The 21,257-nt window shown below is 61.2% G+C and carries 10 protein-coding genes; 5 read left to right on the top strand and 5 right to left on the bottom strand.

The annotated features are described in order from the left end of the window. Positions 1–9 precede the first annotated feature (9 nt). The gene (locus BGE01nite_RS00110; protein ID WP_146848225.1) at positions 10–1,197 is read right to left on the bottom strand and encodes a DUF3570 domain-containing protein; all 1,188 of its coding nucleotides are present in this window, start codon (positions 1,195–1,197) and stop codon (positions 10–12) included. Positions 1,198–1,343: 146 nt separating this feature from the next. On the opposite strand from BGE01nite_RS00110, the gene BGE01nite_RS00105 reads away from it, so the two are divergent. Then, positions 1,344–2,453, top strand: coding sequence for a hypothetical protein (locus BGE01nite_RS00105; RefSeq protein WP_146848224.1), 1,110 nt, complete (start codon positions 1,344–1,346; stop codon positions 2,451–2,453). Between the two features lie 9 nt (positions 2,454–2,462). Further along, the gene (locus BGE01nite_RS00100) at positions 2,463–3,560 is read left to right on the top strand and encodes a hypothetical protein (RefSeq protein WP_146848223.1); all 1,098 of its coding nucleotides are present in this window, start codon (positions 2,463–2,465) and stop codon (positions 3,558–3,560) included. Between the two features lie 21 nt (positions 3,561–3,581). Here the strand turns inward: BGE01nite_RS00100 and BGE01nite_RS00095 are convergent, their stop codons facing one another. The 4 genes from BGE01nite_RS00095 to BGE01nite_RS00080 all read right to left on the bottom strand — a co-directional run bounded on the left by BGE01nite_RS00095 (position 3,582) and on the right by BGE01nite_RS00080 (position 9,015). Then, positions 3,582–6,134 (bottom strand): protein kinase domain-containing protein, encoded by a 2,553-nt coding sequence (locus BGE01nite_RS00095; RefSeq protein ID WP_146848222.1) that lies wholly within the window; start codon positions 6,132–6,134, stop codon positions 3,582–3,584. Positions 6,135–6,203: 69 nt separating this feature from the next. After that, positions 6,204–6,611, bottom strand: coding sequence for a type II toxin-antitoxin system VapC family toxin (locus BGE01nite_RS00090; RefSeq protein ID WP_146848221.1), 408 nt, complete (start codon positions 6,609–6,611; stop codon positions 6,204–6,206). A gap of 3 nt (positions 6,612–6,614) precedes the next feature. Then, on the bottom strand, positions 6,615–6,869 hold the full coding sequence (locus tag BGE01nite_RS00085) for an antitoxin (protein ID WP_146848220.1): 255 nt from the start codon (positions 6,867–6,869) through the stop codon (positions 6,615–6,617). A 67-nt stretch (positions 6,870–6,936) separates the two neighbouring features. Beyond that, positions 6,937–9,015 carry an FAD-dependent oxidoreductase gene (locus BGE01nite_RS00080; protein WP_146848219.1) on the bottom strand — a complete coding sequence of 693 codons (2,079 nt, stop codon included), beginning with the start codon at positions 9,013–9,015 and terminating at the stop codon, positions 6,937–6,939. A 208-nt stretch (positions 9,016–9,223) separates the two neighbouring features. On the opposite strand from BGE01nite_RS00080, the gene BGE01nite_RS00075 reads away from it, so the two are divergent. The 3 genes from BGE01nite_RS00075 (at position 9,224) to BGE01nite_RS00065 (ending at position 21,231) form a co-directional block, all read left to right on the top strand. Then, positions 9,224–18,781: a DUF1800 family protein gene (locus BGE01nite_RS00075; RefSeq protein WP_146848218.1), complete on the top strand. Its 9,558-nt coding sequence runs from the start codon at positions 9,224–9,226 to the stop codon at positions 18,779–18,781. 42 nt (positions 18,782–18,823) lie between these two features. Beyond that, on the top strand, positions 18,824–20,536 hold the full coding sequence (locus tag BGE01nite_RS00070) for a DUF1501 domain-containing protein (RefSeq protein WP_146848217.1): 1,713 nt from the start codon (positions 18,824–18,826) through the stop codon (positions 20,534–20,536). Positions 20,537–20,649: 113 nt separating this feature from the next. Then, positions 20,650–21,231 carry a hypothetical protein gene (locus BGE01nite_RS00065; protein ID WP_146848216.1) on the top strand — a complete coding sequence of 194 codons (582 nt, stop codon included), beginning with the start codon at positions 20,650–20,652 and terminating at the stop codon, positions 21,229–21,231. Positions 21,232–21,257: the final 26 nt, after the last annotated feature.

The following is a 21,257-nucleotide window of genomic DNA, read 5'->3' as shown; positions in this document are numbered from 1 at the left end:
CGCTAAGTTTTAGAAGAGGAAGTTCAGGCCCAGGGTCCACATGCTTGCGGTGGGATAAGCTTGGTCAGGAGCCTGATCCGAGCCGATGCCGCTCATGTCGTAGTGCTCATAGGTGAGGGAGGCATTGAGGTTCTTCGTCAGGCGAAGACGCGTCTTCAAGCCGACGCTCATGGTCGCCATGGAGGACAATCGGTAGTCGGCGGAGTAGTTCGGCCCGCTGCCATCGGGGTGGAGCGCTGGGGTGCCGATGTCCACCTCGTTCAGCGTGTTGTGGAAGAAGTCTGCGGCGGTCTGCTGGTAGTAGCGGAAGAAGGGCGTGACCTCCACGCGCTTCTTAAACAAGCCCTGCCGCCACTCGACCTGCACTGTCTGCGAGGAAATGCCGAAGTCGTCCTCGCCAAAGCGCAGCACGGCATCCAGCGCCGAGTTCGTCTTGCGGAAGTAGTGCGTGCCCTGGAACTGCAGGATGCCACGGAGACGACTGGAGGGACGGTTTTCGCGGTAGATTCTGTTCGATATGTATGGCTGGCCTTGCTGTGGCGTGACCAGCTCGTTACGCTGGATGACCTTGTACTGGTCGTTCAGAAATCCCTCGGCATAACCAACAGTGAGGTTGGCACTTAGGATGGTGTTCTTGTCCAGGAGCTGGGAGAAGCCGAGGAAGGCATCGTAGCTCTTTTTGTTCTGATCATCCGTGCCGCGCACCACGATGGTGTCATTCAGGAAGTTCAGGCCGAGGTTCAGCGTGGTGTTCTTCTGGTTCAGCTCCCACTTGTCACTCAGGGCGATGCCTTGGGAAAGGTAGTCCCTCTCCTGGCTGTTGGACACCTCCAGCTCCACGCGATGATCGCCCATCTGCTGGGAGAGCGCTGCCAGCACACCTGTGCGCACGTCATCGATTTCCACCAGAAAAGGCTGCGTGCCGCCTGGCAGCGCGCCGATGGGGGTGCTGCCGCTGATGGCATCTCGTAGAAGCTGAAAGCGGAAGCTTGTGTCCTCGGAAAGAAACATCTCGCCCCGATAATAGTAGGACCCGACGTACATGCGCCCTGCCGACTCATCATAAGTCTGGAAGCTCGTGTCGAAGCGGAACTGCTCTGCCGCAGGCAGGGCGACCGCTGGAAGCAGTAGCGGTGTCAGCACAGCCCCCGGCCCCAGGGAGAGGGCGGATGGAGAGAGCTTGGGGCGTGCGCGCATGAAGAAGATATCCTCCCTCACTAGCCAAAGGCGTGCGGATTGACGATGAATTTTTCGTTTCAAATCGCGGATGGAACACTCGCGGACCACCGCACCCAAAAGGATAGCTGGTCATGCGGATGGCCGTTTGATAGTACCTAGCCGCCATGAAAACACCCGCCTTCCTCCTTGCCGCCTGTTCCCTCGCGCTTCCGCTCTCCGCCGCGTTGCTCGACTCTCCTCAAAACGGCGGTTTGAGCCTGAAGAGCATTAGCTCCATTAGCTTTGGCAAAGACGGCCTCCTGCTCGTGGCAGATCCGGCATCGCAGAGCGTCATCGCTATTGAGACGAAGGATGCCGGCCCGAAAGCCGCTCCTGGCAAGGTGGCGGATCTCGCCGCCACCATCGCCGCCGGTCTGGGCACCACGGCGGAGAACATCACGATCAAGGACATGGCGGTGAATCCGGCCAGCGGAAAGGTGTACCTCGCGGTGCAGCGTCGTCCGGACAATGCCTCCCTCATCCTCGTGGTGGATTCTGCAGGCAAGGTGACACCGTTTGATGCCAGCAAGCTCTCCTACTCCAGCGTGACCCTGCCCGGCGGCACCGCCAGCAAGGTGACGAACATCACGGACGTGGCTTTTGATGGTGAGCGCGTGTTTGCCACCGGCTCCTGCAATGAGGAGTTCGCCAGCCGCATCTTCACCATTCCAGTGCCCATCAAGAACGGCAGCACCGCCAGCGTGATCAGCGCGGAGACCTATCACGTGGCGCATCGCAAATGGGAGACCAAGGCTCCAATCCAGAGCTTCATCCCTTATCACAAGGGTGATGAAGATTACGTCGTCGGTGCCTTTGCCTGCACGCCGGTGGCGAAGTTCCGTGTCGATGACATCGAAAGTGGCGCGAAGGTGAAGGGCGTGAGCATGGTGGAGCTCGGCAGCGGCAACCGTCCGCTGGACCTCTTCGAATACACGGACAAGAGCGGCAAGGACTGGGTGGTGGTGCACACGCAGCGCTTCAAGGACAACGCCTTTGGCCCGAGCAAGTTCTGGGGTGCCCGCGTGAGCCTGGACCACATCAATGCCAGCGACTCGGAGAAGACCAATGAGAAGGCCACTTGGCGTGACGTGAAGGCCAAGACCGGCCCTGAAGGCATCGAGATCGTGGATGCTCTTTTTGGTGCTGTGCAGGTCGACAAGCTGGGTGATCAAAGCGCCGTGGTGCTGCGTGATACGGATGGCAAACTCTCGCTCGAGGCCGTTGAGCTGCCGTGAGGCATCCTCATGCACCACAAGGCTGCTGACATGCGCAAGCTGCTGGTCTGGCTGGCGCTTCCGCTGGTGGGCATGGGGGTGGCATCGCTGCTCGCTGAGCTCGTTGATGGAGGCGGGGCGCAGCAGCCCGTCTCCATCGGTCTCATCTTTCCGGAGGATGGCGCACGTGTTGAGCTGGTTACCCCAGTCATCGCCGAACCAAAATTGCAAGTGATGCTGCCTTCCAGCAATGTCCCTTTGCTTGGCCGTGTCGAGACCCTGGCGGACCGCTTCATCTTCGTGCCATCGCTGCCCTTCACTCCGGGCCAGAAATACGTGGTGAAATGGGTCGATGCCTCCGGGGCTGCGCAACAGGCGGAGTTCCTGATCAAACCAACTCCCCAGGAGCATCCCACCGTGCGCCTGGCTCCGCAGGCCGTGCTGCCGGCGAACGCGCTCAAGTTCTACCTGCACTTCTCCGAGCCGATGGAGCAGGGCATCTTCCTCGATCGGTTGCGTCTGCTGGATGGGGATGGAAAAGAAGTGATCGGTCCCTTTCGTGAGACTGAGCTCTGGTCCCCTGATGGAAAGCGTCTGACCGTGTGGTTCCATCCCGGTCGGCAGAAGACCGGCGTGAACCTCAATGAAGATGAAGGCCCGGTGCTGTATGCCAAGATGAAGCACACACTCGTGGTCCTTGGCTCATGGCGAAGCACTCATGGAGTCGCCTTGGGCAAGGATGTGCGTTTTGATTTCCAGGTTGGGGATGCGGATCATGCCCAACCTCACATGAAGCGCTGGGAGATCTCTGCGCCGAAATCCGGCACTCGTGAGTCGCTCGTGGTGCACTTTGATGAACCTCTGGACACAGCGGTGATCACAGGAGCCCTGCGTGTGAAGAGTGGCGCGAGTGATGTGGTGCTTGCTGATTCTCGAGTCAGCGCTGATGGACTGCAATGGAGCGCGACACCTCAACAACCTTGGCCAAGCGCGACGTTCGAGCTTCATGCGGAACCTACGCTTGAGGATCTCGCGGGAAACAGCCTTGAGAAGCTCTTTGAGGTGGATGTGTCTGAGACGAAAAACCTGGCCCAACCAATGATTGTTCGAAATTTCGAAACGCATTGAAGTCGCGGAGCGTGTCCGCTCTCACTGCGCCCGCGTCATGTTCTGTTCACGGGCTGCGGGCCCCGCAGGTTGCGCGGCTTCCCATGCCGCCAGCTTGCCGCGCCACTCGGCCATCTTCGCATCACTCGCCAAGGGTGACTCTGCCCGCTTCGCCTGTTCCCAGAACACCATGATGCTTTCAAAGATCAGGCGCTCCTTCTCGATCGCACGTCCTGTGGACGGCTCAAACCACCCCGTGGCTGCGGTCTCGTACTCCTTCCACGCAGCTTCAAAATCACGACGCGCCACAAGCAGATCGCCTAACCGACGATGAAACTCCAGCACCCGCCAGTGCTCGGCCTTCGTGTGGCTGACTTCTTCGATCGCATCACGCACGGCCTGCTCGGACTCGTCCATGCGGTGGCTTATGCGCAGCACCTCGCACACGGCTGTCCAGGCATCGGAGAGGCGGGTCTCATGCCCCGCTGTCCTCGCCATCTGCAGAGCGCGGCGTGCTGCCTCCTCACCACCCGGACAACCCGGACACTTGCAGGCCAGGAAGGCATGATCGAGCAGCGCGCCCAGCACCCGCGGATGGTTTGGCCCCAGCTCCACCTCAAACAGCCGCAGGCGTTCCGCGGAAGCCTCCAGTGCCTCATCATAGTGCTTCTGTTGGTGGCTGGTCGTCGCCATGCCGCCCATGATGAAAGCCCGCATGCCCGCATAATCATCATCCTGCGGCAGCAGGCTCAGCGCACGTTGAAGAGCGGCAGCTGACTCCGCCAGTTTGTCTGCAGCGCGGAAGCAGTCCGCCAGTTCCTTCAGCCAGGCCGCTGTCTCCCTCGGATCGTCCTGGCCCTTCTCGCGCATCACGTCCTCAAAGAGTTTCAGCGCTTCCTCATGCTGGCCATCTGCGGAAAGCGCGCGCGCCAGATCCTTGCGCGCCATCAGAGCGTGGCGGTGGCTGTCATCATCTGGATCAGGCAGCTTCGCAAAACCGGCGGCGGCACCGCGGAGATGCGTGACCGCCTCATTGCGGGCATTCATCGCCAGACTACGCCAGCCCAGTTCAAAACGAGCCTTCAGGGTGTTTCGCGAGTCATCACCCTCCGTCTGCCGCAGCAGATCCCAGCGGCGCTGATACCAGGGGAGGGCGCGTGGCCGCTCCTCCAGCGCGTTGTAGAGCTGGGCCAGCTGCTCCGCGAGCTGCGCCTCGATCACCGGCTGGCCTCGGAAGCGTGACATGCCTTCCGCGCATTCATCTGCCAGTTTGCGCAGCATCTGCGTGTTCATGCCGGCTTCTGCATGCTTGCTGGCATTGGAAAGGAGCTCCGTAAGCTGGTCGCTCACTTGCCGTGCCAGATCAGCCTGGCTCTGGGCGGTCTCACGCTGTTTCAAAGCCTCCTGGCGCTGCTCCGCCTCACGCTTCATGGCCATGGAGGTCGCAGCAATGCCGCCGGCCAGCGAGATCACCACCGCAGCCGCGGAGGTGATGGCCACATGATTGCGCGCATACCACTTCTTCAGGCGATAGCCCATGCCCGGCGGTCCTGCGGACACCGGCTCATGGCGCAGATGCCGGCGCACATCGTCCGCGAGACTGAGAACCGTGGGATAGCGCTGCTCGCGATCTTTTTGCAAAGCCCGCATCACGATCCAGTCCAGGTCACCACGGAGTTGCCTAACCAAAAACTTTGTTTCCACTGCCTGCTTCGCGTTGTCATGGGTCACGCGCCGGCTGGGCAGCTCCGTCTCCGCGTGCCGCACCCGGTGTAGCAGATCCTGAAGGGAAGTGTCTTTCTCATGCGCTTCATCGATCGGTGTACTGCCCGTGAGCAGCTCATACAGCAGCACACCCAGCGCATACACATCCGCGCGTGTGTCCACATCCTGGCCTGTGAGACCGGCCTGCTCCGGGCTCATGTAGCGCGGTGTGCCCAGCACCATGCCGCGCAGCGTCATGTCCGAACCTGCGGCCAGATCCCCTTCCAGTGCCTTCGAGATGCCGAAATCAATGACCTTCACCAGCGGCCTGTCATCGACCTGCGTGACCATCACGTTCGAGGGTTTGATGTCCCGGTGCAGGATGCCTTTCTGGTGCGCATGCTGTACCGCCAGGCAGGCCTGGAGAAAGATCTCCAGCCGCTCCGGCACCGGTGTCTGGTGCTTCCTGCACCAGGTGGTCACGGGTGATCCGTGAACCAATTCCATGACAAAATACGTCCGCCCGTCCGGCAGTTCGCCCGCATCCAGCACCGCCGCGATGTTCGGGTGCTCCATCCGTGCGAGCACCTGATGCTCGCGATTGAACCGCACCGACACCGGCTGCGTCACCAACCCCGGCCGAATGATCTTCAGCGCCACCTCCCGCTTCACCGGCTGCGTCTGCTCTGCCCACCACACATGTCCCGTGCCACCTTCCCCCAGCACCGACTTCAGCACATACCGCCCCGCAATCACCTGTCCCGGCTCATCCGCCACCGCAGGCACCTCGGCCTTCACCTCCTCCGGAAAATCCTCCTCCCCCGCCAACGCCAGATCAAACAACCCCACCGGAGGCTGGCTGCTGGCCGAGGACTTAGAGGTCGAAGACATCCTTCAATTTCGCTTCTAGACGGAGATTGTTTCAAGGGCTGATGTTGTTGTTCGGAGGACAACGCGACATCACGTGGCCTGCCATGCCAGGACCTTGAGTCCTTTGACCCTCTTGAATTCAGCAGCATTCCCCGTCACAAGGGTGGCACCAAGGCTGCGGGCTTGAGCAGCGATCAGCATGTCCAAAGGGCCGATGGTTTTGCCTGTGGATTCCAGCTCGGCGCGGATTTCGGCGTAATGGAGGGCGGCGCCCATGTCGAAAGGCGGAATGACGAACAGATCAAGAAAGGCCTGTAATTTGTCAGCCTGATGAGGATGCGTGGCCATGTTCTTCTTCACGCCAGTCCATAGTTCAGCGGCCACGATTACCGGAATTCCGCTTTTGCTTGGATGAGGCAGCTTACTGAGGCCTGCTTTATTCCTCAGAATAGGAATGCAAGCGCTTGAGTCGAGCAGGTAGGCAGGAACTGCGGACATGACTCAGAATTCCAAAATTGGGCGCTCATGCTTGGCTGGACGCGCTGGCGGTTCGGGAAACTCTCCGGCATCGGGGAAATTTTCCGCCAAGTGCCGGGCGATCTCGGTAAACGACCTGAACTGTGTGTTGGTGACGGGCCGGAGGATGACCTCGTCACCATGCTTCTCAATGAGCACTTCCGAACTGGAAAAGCGGAACGCTTTGGGCAATCGCACGGCCTGACTGCCGCCGTGCTGGAAAATCTTGGCTGTCGTCATAGCTATATTTTGTATCTATAGATAAAACGGACGAAAAGCAAGCTTTTCCAGCTGCCGGCAACATGACTCACTCCACCGGAACCCAGCGCGCACCATCCACGACCACATACCCATCCGCGCCGACGTTGCTGATGGTGATGGCGGTGTCGTTGGCGCAGGTGAAGGTGCCGAGGTCGATCCAGGAGACGCCTTCCTCTTCTTTCGGGGACTTGAGGTTGACGGTGAGCTTCTTCACGCCCTCGGCGTACTGGACCTCGACCTGGGCATTGCTGGCACGATTGTTGTTAGGCGGGGCGGCGAGCTGGAGGCGGAACTTGCCGGGCTTCTCGAGCTTGGGCTCGAAACGCAGGCTGCTCTGGCCGTCCTTGGCGTTGCCGTCGTGGCTGTAGCCATCGAGGATGAAGGACTTGGCGGCGGCGCTTTCCTGCCAGTGGCCGGTGACCTTGGCCTGGGTGTCGTCCATGACGATGCCTTTGAGCTTTTTGGGATCGAGACCGCGGGAGGTTTTGGGGCCGCTGTACTGCAGGATCTGGCCGTCTTTGAGGAGCTGTGCTTTGAGCTTCTCATAGGGGACGCTTTGCACGGGCAGCTTGTCATCGATGGCGAGGACGGCGGCGGTGGCGGCGGACTGGCCGAGGATCATGAACACGGGCTCCATGCGGATGGAACCGTAGGCGATGTGAGTGGCGGACATGGCCACAGGCACGAGCAGGTTGCTGCCCTGGCCTTTCTTCGGAACGAGGGAGCCGTAAGCGATCTCGTAAGGGCCGTTGGTGCTCACGCCGATGTCGCCTTCGTTCTGCACGTAGCCTTCAGCGGTGATGTGGCGCTGGGTGTTGTGGCTGTCGATGGTGTAGCTGCCCATGCCGACGGAGTCAGGTGTGGGCTTCTTTTTGCGCAGCTCGTTTTCGGTCATGACGAAGGCGCCGATCATACGGCGGGCCTCGCGGATGTAGAGCTGGTGGGACCAGTTGCCGTTGTCCTTGAACTCATCTTTGGGCAGGCCCCAGGTCTTCAGCTCGTCCTGGACTTTTTTTGGTACGCGGGGGTCATTGGCCACGAACCAGAGCAGGCCCTGCTGGTAGGTGCGATGCTCGGCAATGATTTCTTTTCTCTTCTCGTAGCTGGCCTCGGGGTAGTCGTAGTTATAACCAATATTGTCGAAACTGAAGGGACCGTGGTTGTTGGTGTCGGTCTTGTGATTCGGGATGGGATCGAACTTCTCAAAGAACTCACCCCAGCCGGTGTTCAGCACACGCAGAAGTAGTTCATACTGGCTGGCATCATAACCTTCAGGCTTGGGGAAGGGGATGCGGTTCTCAGGGACGGTGGTGTAGCAGGCGCGGAAGCAATAAGCCTGCACGCGCTTGTCACCTTCGCCGAGCTTGCCGGGATCTTCAGTGCTCACGCGCGCAAGCACGCCGCTCTTGGGATCGCCTGGGACTTTGTAGGGGCTGATCTTTTCCTTCACCGCACCGAAGTGGTGGCGATGATGCAGCACGCCGACCTGGATGCCGTTGTGCTCCTCGCCATACACGCTGTTCGCCTCGCGGCCGACGTGATAGTCAGCGCCGGCAGCGGCCATGAGGTCGCCCTCATAGGTGGCATCGATGAACATTTTGCCCTCGTAAGTCTTGCCGCTGAGCGTGGTGATGGCGGTGATCTTTTCGCCGTCTTTTTTCACGCCTTTGGCGCGGTCGAGCCATTCATCGCGCACGACCTCGATGCCGAATTCTTTGACGTAATCTTCAAAGACCTGCTCCGCGGCATGCGGCTCGAAGATCCACATGGTGCGGTTTTCACCATCCATGGCCGGAGTGCCCTGGCCCTTGTTGCCGTATTCGGATTTCTTCTGCTGCACCCAGGAGGCATCCTTCTCGTAGTGCATGTAGATGCGGTGATAAAAATCACGCGCCAGACCACCGATCACGGCCTTGTTGCCGGTGTCTGTGAAGCCGAGACCTCCACTGCTGAGGCCGCCCAGATGCTTGTCCGGACTGACAATGATGACGCTTTTGCCCATCTTTTTCACCTGCACGGCAGAGGTGACGGCAGCGCAGGTGCCTCCATAGATGACGACATCGTGCTCAGCAGCCTGCGCGGCGATGCTGACGAGGAGGGAAAGAGATAGGAAGGTTGTTTTCACAGGGCCGCAGCAAACGCGTGTGAATCAGGGTTTCAATCGCTCTGCTGATGAAGAGCATTTTAATTTTTCGAAAATTGAGATCGGATGTGTGGCGTTTGCCGCGTCAGATTCACACTTGATGGATGTTGTGGGGACAAGGTGAATACAAACCCCCTGACCTGTCACCCGAACGGGGGACAAGAGGAGTGTATAAAAATTTCGGGCACCCATGGCAGCCTTGGTTTCACCTATGCAGGAAGCCAACCAAACCTCCGTCATGGGCCGTCTCCCTTCGGCCCTTCAACCCGCCCGGCATTGCTGGGCATTCCTCCTAGCCGCTTTGCTGTGGCTGGGTGTCACCACCGGCGCCTCCGCGCAGACCGCGCCGGTCAAAGTGAACTTCGAATCGCGCAAGATCACGATTTCGGGGCAGGCGAACAACACGACATGGCAGAGTGTGACCTTCACGCGCAACTTCAACGGCCTGACACCGATCGTGATCATGGGGCCGGCCTACAGCGCGGACGGTGAGCCGCATGTGGTGCGGGTGCGCAGTGTCACCGCCACTGGCTTCCAGTGGCAGATCGACGAGTGGGACTATCTGGCTGGCGTCCACGCGGGCACCATCACGGTGGACTTCTTCGCCATCACGGAAGGCACGCATGTCTTCGGGAGCCAGCGCTGGGTGGTCGGCAAGAACACGAATGTGAACCGCACCGACACCGCGATCTCGCTGACGGGCTTCACCGCTCCTCCGCACGTTGTGGCGCAGGTCTACACGACCAACAACAACATCGCCACGAACAACCCACGCTCGCTGAAGAGCCGCATCTCCGGTGTCACCGCCACGGGCTTCAATGTGAACCTGGAAACCCAGCAAAGCTACACCACGGCAATCTCCGCTGAGAGCGTGGGTTATGTGGCTGTCTCCGAGGGCATCGGCTACCTGGATGGCAAGGTGCTCTGGGCCTACAGCCCGGGCACGGTCGGCCACACGATCAAGACTTTCTACATGGGTCCGTTCACCAATCCGGTGACGATCGCCCAGACCCAGACCAAGAACGACACCGAGCCTGGTGAACTGCGTCTTAGCACGGTGCCGAGCCTTGTGAATGGCGCCACACGCGTGCAACTCCGTTTCCAGGAGGAAATCTCCGCCAATGCCGACCTGACCCACGCGGCGGAAACGGTTTCGGGCATCTTCATCGGTGACATGCCGGGTGAAACCCAGGCCAAGCTGATCTACGCCAACGCCAGCATCACCCAGGCCGGAGCTGGCAACTGGACGAAGGTGAACCTGGGCACTGCCTACACCGCCGCCGCCGTGGTGTTTGGTCCGCTGAGCCGCGCTGATGGCACAGCCGCCCACATCCGCGTGCGCAACGTGCTGAACGTGGACGCCGCCAACTCCAATCGCGCGAGCTTTGAGTATCAGGTGGACGAGTGGGACTTCCAGGACGGCATCCACGGTGCTGAAACCGTGAGCTACATGGTCATGGAGCAGGGCGTGTATGCCATCGGCGGCCAGATCGTCCAGGCAGGTGCCGTCACCGGTGTGACGAATACCGGCACCACCCAGTATGTGAATGACAGCTACTGGGCTGCGGACATTTATTTCGAGCGTGAACCCGCCATCTTCGCCCAATGTGTGACCGCTGCGGAGGCTTCAGCAGCGATCGCCCGGGTGGACACCGTGGACACACTTTTGGATTACCCGATGAACTTCCGCCTGCGTCTGACGGAGGCTGAAAATGCTGACCAGACCCATGCGGGTGAGACGGTGCATTACATCGTCATGCCTGGCGGTGGCGGCCAGTTCATGAGCGCGAACACGAACTTCCGCTTCCATGCCGGTGTCTCGAACACGCTGAGCACTTCCAACAGCGTCCTCACCTTCCCGAACCGCCATGCGCAGCCCTCCTTCTTTGCCGCTCCGCAGGGTGAACTCGGTGCCACGCTGGCGAACGATGGTTATCATGAAACCCTGCAGCCAGCGGATCTGGATCCCGTGTCCACCCGCCAGAGCGGCCTGAATGCTGTGGGTGTGACCTGGGCACTGGAAGAAGACGCCTCTCCTGGCGCGGCCAACAATACCCACGCTGCCGAAGTCGGCGCTTGGCTGGTTTTCCAGGGTGTCGCTGATACAGACGGTGATGGCGTGAGTGACGCGATCGAAACTCAGATGGGGACCAGCATCACCAGTGCCACCAGCGCCACGAACGCCTCTGGCGGCACTGCTCCGGACTGGGAAACTCTGTTGAGCCTGCAGTCCCTTACCGCCTCGGTGACCTCCGCCGTCGGTTATGAGCGCGTGGACAAGACGATCGCCAGCCCGGTTACCTCGAATGCGTCCATCCTTCTCAGCCGCAGCAATGGCACGATGGCGCTCACGCTGAGAGCCCTGCCAAGCAATGGCAGCGCAGATCCGACGAAGTCCAATGCAGCTGCAGGCGACTATGCGATCTCCGGAGTCTCCGGCGGCAACATCACCTTCCCAGCCGGTGCCAGCACGCACACGGTGAACATCACTCCCGTGCAGGATGCGACACTGGAAGTGCCTGAGTTCCTGAAGGTCACCTTTGGCCCTGTGCCTTCCGGCGCGAATCCGCAGATCGTCAGTGTGGAGGGCACCGTGAGAGTCTGTGAGTCGAACCCCGCCCTCACGCAAAACCGCCGCCTCTATGTGGCCTATCTGGCCCGTGGATCAGGAGTGATCTCCAACGGCTCCGGCATCGCCGTGGCGCAGCTCGAAGGTGACAATGACAATGCCAAGGTCAGCGTGACCGTCAGCGGTCTGAGCTCCGCGCAGAACACGACGTATCTGCGCATGAACAATGACCAGGACATCCGCAACAACCTGGGTGTCGGCCAGCTAATGGACGTCCAGTGGAACGTGCGCGCCGCCGCCACCGCCACCACTGACCAGGCGATGCTGAACTCCCTGGAGGCCGGCCAGATTTACTGTGACATCAACACGGTCAACTACACCTCCGGTGAAATCCTCGGTTACTTCAACTTCACCACTGGCAGCACCACCTTTGATCCAGGTCGTGCTGACCTCGTCGAACCCGCGCTTCCTGGCTCTCTGACCGCAGCGGAGGCTGAGCGTGACATCCACCGCTTCCTCGACCAGTGCACCTTCGGTGCCACCACGGACCTCTACAATGCCGTGAAGGCCAAGATTGATGCGATCGATGCGATCAGCGACGGTGTGACTCCGGCGAACATGAAGACGGGTTACACCAACTGGCTGAACGACCAGATGAACACGACGCTCAATCCGAACCCGAGCTTCCTGACGCTCGTCATGGCGGCGGATAACGAAGAGTTCGTCATGCGTAACACGAAGCCGCTCTACTCCGGTAATGACCAGCAGTTCGCGGGCAACGGCTTCACCGCCACCTACGACACTTACGGCAACGTCACCAACCCTTACACCACCACCAGCAGCAACATCTCCAGCTTCAACTCACCGAACGGAGCCGGCAATGGCGGTGCCAACCGCCGCCGTGAATGGTGGACGATGGCCCTGCAGGCCAAGGCCCAGGTCCGCCAGCGCATGGCCGCAGCCCTGAGTGAGATCGTCATCATTTCGGAAAACGACAGCACGGTGGCCTCCCGCCACTATGGCGCTGCCAACTACTGGGACATGCTGGCCAATGGCGCCTTCGGCAAGTATCGCGACCTGCTCGAGGGTGTGACCTACAGCCCGATGATGGGCATCTACCTCTCCCACCTGCGCAACCGCGCCCAATACACCAGCGGCGGTGTGGACATCTTCCCGGATGAAAACTATGCCCGTGAAATCATGCAGCTCTTCACCATCGGTCTCGTGATGCGTCATCCTGACGGCGGTCTGGTCCTCGGAGCCAACGGCCTGCCGATTGCCACCTATGACCAGGGTGACATCACGGAACTGGCACGCGTTCTCACCGGCCTCTGCCATGGTGCCCGGCACGCCACCGTGCCGGTGACCCGTCTGAGCACCCAGGGTTATAACAACGTGCCCACCACCGCGCAGGTCGGTCCGCAGATCGAGTTCCAGGGTGTGCACTTCACGGACTTCTCCTCCGGTGCTGGTGAAGGTTACTTCCAGGCTCCCTGGCTCTACCCGATGAAGGCTCTGGGCCGCTACAATGGCGCCTTCCTGCATGACTTCGGTGCCAAGCGCATCCTCCACACCTATCTGGATCCAGACGGCACGGGTCCAGCGGAAGGTGGCACGGTCATTCCTGCCCAGGACATCACCGCGCTGATCGACCTGAAGACCCACGCTCTGGCAGACACCGACATCCGCCTGGCTCACAACGCCCTTGCGGGTGATCCCACCGCCGGCTCTTACAACGGCCACCAGAACACCCCGGTCTTTATCACCCGTCAGCTCATCCAGCGCCTGGTGACTTCGAACCCGAGCGCCGGCTATGTCTACCGCGCCAGCAACGCCTATCGCAACTCGAACGGCAACCTGGGCGAGACGTTGAAGGCCATCCTGCTAGACTATGAAGCCCGCTCTCTCAACGTCGCCGACACCATCGTCAGCGCTGGCAAGCTGAAGGAGCCGCTCATCCAGTTCGCCTCCTTCCTGCGTGCGCTGAAGCCCTCCACCGGCGCGCCGCTGGCCACGTTGAGCACCATGAGCATTCCCTTCAGCGGCTCTGACAGCCCCATGCTCACGCCATATCCTGCCAGCGAAGTGGCGAAGTTCAGCGGCACGCCGACCCGTATCCGCTTCAACGACCAGACAGGCTTCATCGGCCAGTCACCGCAGAAAGCGCCGAGCGTGTTCAACTGGTTCCTGCCAGACTATGTGCAGCCAGGTCTCATGGCCACGAATGGTCTTTACGGTCCTGAGCTTCAGATCAACACGGAGTCCATGCTGGTGAACCGCGTGAACCGTCACTGGGCGATCGCCCTGATGGGCCTCACCGGTGGTTTCCCAGGTTTCGGTCTCGATGACTTCTCCACGAACTCCTCCAGCATGGCGCCGCAGATCATGACGGCCGGCCCGAACGTTGCCAATCCTGGCACGGGTGTCACCACGTTGATCTTTGATGCCACCAACTGGAACCAGCCGCAGACGGTCACCATCCACGGCCTGGAAAATCTGATGGATGACGGCACTCGCACGACCTCCATCCTTCACCAGATCTCGACGGTGGATCCGAGCTATGTGAACACCTACTCGGCACCGCTGGACTTCACGGTGAATGACAATGACACTACCTCCGCGAAGCTGGTGGCCATCACCCAGACGGCTGGCAGCACAGCGGTCACCGAAGGCGGCACCACAGACACCTACAAGATCGTGCTGACCTCCGCTCCGGCCGCCGGCACCACGGTGACGGTCACCCCCAGCGCGGTTCTGCCCTGGCTCACAGACACCCTCACAGCCTCCAGTGACGTGACCTTCTCACCCACCTCGGTGGTCTTCAACGACACCAACTGGGGCACGGCACAGACCGTGACCGTCACCGCCAACAACGACACCGTGGTGAATAGCTTCGTGGTCGCTGCGGCACCGCTGAACGTCCGCACGGTGGTGATCCGTCACGGCATCACCAGCACGGACGCCGGCTACAACGGCAGCCAGACGAACGAGTTCAACTGCGCCATCACGGACAACGACACTCCGACACGCCGCTTTGTCCCAAGCAAAGGCACGACCACGACGAATAGCACTGCTGGCATCGCGCTCGTGACGGAAGGTCTCACCACCGCCTCCAATCCGGACACCTACACAGTCGCCTTCGCCTCCGGCACGGCACCGACGCAGAACGTCACGCTGAACTTTGCCTTTGATAACACCCGTCTGGCGCTCTCCTGCACGGACGGCACCTTCACCACCACGGGTGGCACAGCCTCGCTGACCTTCACTCCGGCGAATTACACCACCGCCCGCACCATCAATATCACTCCGGTGGATGATGCGATCCGTCAGGGCATCGTGTTCCGCCAGATCACGCACACCACCACGAGCACGGACGCCACCTACAGCGGCCTGCCCTGTGCTCCGCTGAATGTGCGCATCAATGACAACGACAGCGCTGCCACGAACGGCGTGACCATCGTCCAGACCTGGGGCAGCACCACGGCGGTCGAAGGCGGCATGACCGACATCTACCTCGTGGCCCTCAACAAAGCACCCACGGCCAACGTGGCGCTCAACTGGACCGGCAACGACGGTGATGTCTCCGGCATCGGCAACCTGACCTTCACCACGAGCAACTGGTACCAGCCGCAAACCATCACCGTCACGGGTCGCAATGACTTCCGTGTCGAGACCACGAAAGCCAGCCCGATCCGGTACAGCGCTTCCGGTGGTGGCTACAACATCGCCTCCGGCGGCACCACGGACATCTTCACCATCGTCAGCCCGGTCATCGGTGATGACGACCTGAACTCCGCGGCCAGCATCACCATGACCCAGTCCGGCGGCACCACCGCTGTGACCGAAGGCGGTGCAACCGACACGCTGGATTACAAGCTGAATGGCGCGCCTAACAATGATGTCGTCATCACCCTCACGGCGAACTCCCAGCTCACGCTGTCCTCCACCGCACTGACCTTCACCCCGCAGAACTGGGGCACCACCCAGACCGTGACGGTGACGGCCGCCAATGACACCGCAGCCGAGCCAGCCGTCACCTCCGTGATTGTCTCCACCGTCGGCAGCACGGATGTGCGCTACAATAACAGCACGATCCCGGATGTGAGCGTGGCAGTCACAGACAATGATACCGGTCCGCGCATCGTGCTGGCCCATACCTCCGGCACCACAGAAGCCACGGAAGGCGGCGCCACGGACATCCTGAACGTGAGCCTCTCCGGCCCGGTCGCTCCCACGCAGAACGTGACGGTGAACCTGCCGAACACGGCGCAGACGAGCTTCTCCAGTAACACGCTGACCTTCACCAGCGCCAACTGGACCACCGTTCAACCGATCACGGTCACAGCCATCAATGATGCCACTGCGGAGGTCGTCTTCACAGACACCCTCAACGCCACCTCCACCAGCACGGACACGGCCTTCACCGCCCTGGCCGCGAATGTCACCGCCACCATCTTCGACAACGATGAGGTGAACAACAACGGTGCCATCAGCTTCGTGGTCACCAACGGTGCCACCCGCGTCGTCGAAGGCGGAACCACAGACACCTATGACGTGGTTCTCCGCCGTGCGCCGACCGCCAACGTGACGCTGACTCCGACCCAGGTGACCAACGGCCATCTGAACCTCAGCCCTGCCACGCTCACCTACACCCCGTCCAACTGGAACATCCCGCAGACGGTTTCTGTCAGCGCCATCGATGACACCACGCTGGAAAATGCGCAGAACGTGGTGGTGACCTACACGGCCAGCGCCACGGGCGGGTACATCGCGCTCGACACAGCCGCGCTCACGGTGAACGTGGGTGACAACGAGGCCACAGGAGCTGCGGTGATCACCAGCACCACCACCGGCAGCGTCACGGAAGGCGGCGCCACGCAGACCTACAACGTCAACCTCTCCATCGCGCCCAACGCAGGTTCCAACGTGGTGGTCACACCCACGCTGTATCTGCTGAACAGCACGAGTACGCAGGCCACCTTCAGCCCCACCACGCTGACCTTCAACAGCACCAACTTCGCCACACCGCAGACCTTCACGATCACGGCGGCGAACGACACGGTGCCTGAGGCCACTCTCTCCGCCACGGTGCAGAATGCCACCACGGTCACCGGCACCGCCGACACCCGCTACAATGGCCTGGTGGCGAATGACATCGCCCTCACCATCAATGACGACGACACCACCACCGGCCGAATCAACATTGCTCACACGAGCGGTTCCACGGTGCTGCTGGAAGACGCTGGCTTTGAAACCGTGCAGGTGTCCCTCGTGGGTCCCGCACCTTCGGCCGATGTGACGGTTAACCTCAGCCGCCAGGGCCTGACAGGCACTGACTTCCGTTACTATGTGAACGGCAGTGCCGTGGACACGGCGGTGCTCACCTTCACTCCGGCGAACTACACCGTCGCACAAACCGTGACGCTCATCGTAGTGCCTGACACCGGCTCGGAAGCTCCAGAGGTCGACAACATGCTGGCCTCCACACCTGGCACCGGCCCGACTGGCTACACCAGCCTCAGTGCCAGCCTGCCGGTGCGCATCCTGGACAGTGATGACCTCGGCCGCACGCTCATCAACATCAGCCACACCGGGACAAACACCCGCGTCGCTGAAGGTGGTGCCACGGACGTCATCCAGGTGGCCCTGCGCCGCGCTCCAAGTGCCAACGTCACACTCACTGGCAGCTATAACACAGCCCAGCTCCTGCTGACACCGACCAACCTCACCTTCACTCCGTCCAACTGGAACATTCCGCAGAATGTCACGGTGAGCGCGGTGGATGACCTCGATCTGGAAAACGTCCACACGTCCGGCATCAACTACATCGCCAGCGAAAGCGGTGGTTACCTGACCTCCGACAACGTGGCTCTCGCCAATGGCGTGACCATCAGCGACAATGAAACCGTTGGCGCCTCCATGATCACCGTCAATGAGAGCGGCGGCTACACCTTCCTCGCCGAGACCAACCAGACCAGCGACACCTACACCCTTGTGCTGGGCTTCCAGCCTTCCGCGGATGTGACGCTGACCCCCTTCGCCTCCAACGCGATCGGTGGCACGAACCTGGTGACCTTCTCGCCTGCCTCGGTGACTTTCAACTCCAGCAACTGGAACACGCCGCAGACTGTGACGGTGAACCTTGCCACAAGCACGGTGAACAATGGACGCCGCGCGGTGTTCGTGGGTCACACCACGACCACCACGGATGCCTCCTACAAGGAGTTCCCCGCACCAGGCGTGAACGTGATCATCTCGGATGCGAACGAAACCACGGCTGAGGTCTACATCGTGCCGACTGGCGCAGGCACCAGCATCTATGAAGGCACGCCTGGCAATACTGACACGGTCTATGTGTTCCTGCGCAAGCCGCCCACGGCGGATGTGGTGGTCACACCAAGCTTCGCCATCGCGAACCAGATGACCTTCAGCCCGGCCACGCTGACCTTCACCACGGCCAACTGGAACCGTCCGCAGATCCTCACCCTGACTGCGGTGAACGACACCACGGCCGAGCCCGTGCAGACAGCCAACCTGACCTGCACGCCGAGCGCCACCGGCACCTATGCCGTGACGAACGTGGGCACGATGGCGGTCACGGTGAATGACAACGACTCCACAGGCCAGCTCGTCGTCACACCGACGAGCACCAGCGTGGTCGAAGGTGGCAGCACGACTTACACCGTGCAGCTCTCCGCCGCTCCGACTTCCCAGGTCACCGTGACGGTGGTCACCCAGAAGCATGTGGTGCCGCACTCCGCGCACACCATCCAATATGGCTACTACTCGAACGGAGCCACGGGCAGCAACCTGCAGAAGGACAACATGCTCTTCGACTGGACGGAGCTCAGTTCCATCTACACCGCCGCCTATCATGCGGATCGTGGAGCTGCGCCGGAGACCACCACCACGGCTCCAAACGGCCATCTGGCCGGCACCAAGGCGATGCTCGACAAACTCGACATGCTCTGGGGCGGCGGCCGATACAAGGCCAAGTGGCCTGACGGCTCCAGCGCCACGGACAACCCGCGTCTCGTCATCATCGAAGCCATCCACAACTGCTACTCGCTGACACGCCTGTCCACGGACACCACGAACTTCCCCAATGAGGTTCGCGACCGCTGCCGGTTCGCCGCGCATCTCATGTCCATCTCGCCCACAGCCACGACCAGCCACTGATCCCCGGTCCGCGTCATTCGAAACATTCAAACACACATCCTTATGAATATCTTCCTTCGCAAGACTACGGATCGCAGCAAGCCTAACCGCCGTGACTTCTTCGTGCAGAGCACCTGCGCCAGCCTGGGCATCACCAGCATGGTAAACACGCTCTCCCAATTGCAGCTCGCCGGCACGGCGGCTGCCTCGGGAGGGCCCACGGACGTCAAGGCGCTGCTCTGCATCTTCCTGGCTGGTGGCAATGACTCCAACAACCTGCTCATCCCGAATGGCAGCAGCGCCGCGCGCACTCACTATGAGGACTTCCGCGGCCTGCCCAACTACTCGGGCGGGGCCGGCGGCATCGCCGTGCCGCTGGGAGAGCTGGCTGCCACGGCCATCACTCCGGACAACCCCGGTGCCTATGAACACTCAGCTGGTTATACCAACAACAGCTTCGGTCTGCACCCTGCGTGCGCGGCGCTGAAGGGCCTCTTTGATTCGCAGGACCTCGCCTTCGTCACGAACGTGGGCACGCTGACCCAGCCCGGTGTCTCGCGTGCCAACTTCGGCCTCGCCTCGCCGACGAAGCCGCCGCAGCTCTTCTCCCACTCCGACCAGGTGCTGCAGTGGCAGTCCTCCATCGCCGACCAGCCCTTCACCAGCGGCTGGGGCGGACGCATCGCGGACCTGCTGGATCCGGCGAACAACATCAACACCGCCGGTCTCGCCATGGGCGTCTCCATCGCGGGTGTGAACAGCTACCAGGTCGGCATCAACGAGCAGCCCTTCGTCATGAGCACGGCGGGCGCGCTCGACTTCGATGGCTTTGGTCCGAGCAATGTTGGTTATTCTGACGCGCTTGTGAACACCTCGCTGAAGCCCTTCCTGGCCGGGGTGAACGGCTACGATCCGCTGAGCACCACCAACTACAAGACCACCCAGCAGGGCTGGCGTCTGCGCGCTCTCGAGCGCCTGATGGCCATGAACCACGCCAATCTCTTTGACACCTCCTTCCAGGCCACGGCCAAGAATGCCCGTGTCACCGAGGGTGTCGTGGCGGACACGCTGGCCTACACCAGCCAGACCACTGGCAACAACATCAACCTCGACGGCTGGTTCAACACCGCCTTCACGGGCAGTCCGGTGAACGTGGCGAACGACTTCACCAACCAGATCAAGATGGCCGCGCGCCTCATCATCGGCAATGCCGCCCTCCTGACGGACACCGGCAAGGGGAACAACCGCCAGACCTTCTTCATCCAGCAGGGCGGCTATGACACGCACGCCTCGCAGATCGCGGTGAACGCGGCCAACGCCGTGAACACAGCGGTCGGCCAGTATGCGCTGCTGGCCGTGCTGGCACGCTCCATCAAGGGCTTCTACGATTCCATCATCAACCATCCACGTGGTGGTGCTGCCCTGTGGGACAAGGTCGTGGGCTTCACCTGCTCTGACTTCAACCGCACCTTCACGCCTAACAAAACAGATAGTACTGGTGGTTCTGACCATGGCTGGGGCGGTCACGCCTTCGTCGTCGGCGGCGCGGTGAAGGGCAAGAAGCTCTACGGCACCTTCCCCGATCTCACCGTGGATGGCGGCATCGACTGCACAGGCTCACGCGGACGCTGGATCCCCAGCACGTCTGTGGACCAGTATGCAGCGAAGATCGCGCAGTGGATCGGCGTCCCCGCCGGCCAGATTGACGCCATCTTCCCGAACCTCAGCCGCTTCGGCGCTGGCGCCAACCTCGACTTCATCGACTACACCGTTTGATTTGAGATTGTGTTGCCGGGTAGGCGTTGTGTTAAAGTGTGGTGATGTCCGGCACCGGCTGGACATCACCACCTGCCTGCCCCCTGCAAACCCCGTGCTTTTTTCACATTACCGTGAAGCCTCGCATCCTCGCCATCGCCATCGTTCTGGTCGTCGCGGCCGCCTTCATCATCACCTGGATGATGACCGCGCCGTCCGATGATCTGAACTTCGGTCCGCTGCCTCAGAAGCAGGTCAAGAGCACTGCTCCCACCAGCCCCTCCTCGGGCGGCGCTCCGGTTTTCTCAGTTCCCAAGACAGACCCGCGCACCATCGACCCTGAGATCCAGAAGCTCGCTGATCGTCTCGTCGAGCAGACTCAGACACCGCTGAATGATCTCGAGACCGTCGGTGAGTTCGTCGACCTGTATCGCAAAAGCTTCAGCAGTCTTCCCGTCGGTTCGAATGAGGACTTCACCGCCATCATCACCGGCCAGAACCCGAAGAAGGGTGTCCTCTTTCCGCCGGACAGTCCCATGATCGTCAAAGGCCAGCTCGTGGACCGCTGGGGCAGCCCCTACTGGCTGCATCCCAGCTCCGGCTCCAGCCTGGAAGTCCGCTCCGCCGGCCCTGACAAAAACCTCTTCACCCCTGATGATGTGGTCGTGAATCCCAGCCCCGGTGGTCTGGGGGTCACGCCACTGGAGGGGCAGTGAAAGACTCGATGGGTATTGCCAAGGAA

The sequence above is a fragment of the Prosthecobacter gellanilyticus genome (assembly GCF_007992435.1).
Taxonomy (GTDB): domain Bacteria; phylum Verrucomicrobiota; class Verrucomicrobiia; order Verrucomicrobiales; family Verrucomicrobiaceae; genus Prosthecobacter; species Prosthecobacter gellanilyticus.
The sequence above is the reverse complement of the archived record's forward strand: the minus strand, read 5'-3'. Positions and strand labels throughout refer to the sequence as shown.

Excerpts from the sequence above, each read along its gene's own strand:
- BGE01nite_RS00075 (WP_146848218.1), top strand. The coding sequence starts at position 9,224 with ATGGCAGCCTTGGTTTCACCTATGCAGGAAGCCAACCAAACCTCCGTC.
- BGE01nite_RS00090 (WP_146848221.1), bottom strand. The coding sequence starts at position 6,611 with ATGTCCGCAGTTCCTGCCTACCTGCTCGACTCAAGCGCTTGCATTCCT.
- BGE01nite_RS00085 (WP_146848220.1), bottom strand. The coding sequence starts at position 6,869 with ATGACGACAGCCAAGATTTTCCAGCACGGCGGCAGTCAGGCCGTGCGA.
- BGE01nite_RS00095 (WP_146848222.1), bottom strand. The coding sequence starts at position 6,134 with ATGTCTTCGACCTCTAAGTCCTCGGCCAGCAGCCAGCCTCCGGTGGGG.
- BGE01nite_RS00110 (WP_146848225.1), bottom strand. The coding sequence starts at position 1,197 with ATGCGCGCACGCCCCAAGCTCTCTCCATCCGCCCTCTCCCTGGGGCCG.
- BGE01nite_RS00100 (WP_146848223.1), top strand. The coding sequence starts at position 2,463 with ATGCACCACAAGGCTGCTGACATGCGCAAGCTGCTGGTCTGGCTGGCG.
- BGE01nite_RS00105 (WP_146848224.1), top strand. The coding sequence starts at position 1,344 with ATGAAAACACCCGCCTTCCTCCTTGCCGCCTGTTCCCTCGCGCTTCCG.
- BGE01nite_RS00070 (WP_146848217.1), top strand. The coding sequence starts at position 18,824 with ATGAATATCTTCCTTCGCAAGACTACGGATCGCAGCAAGCCTAACCGC.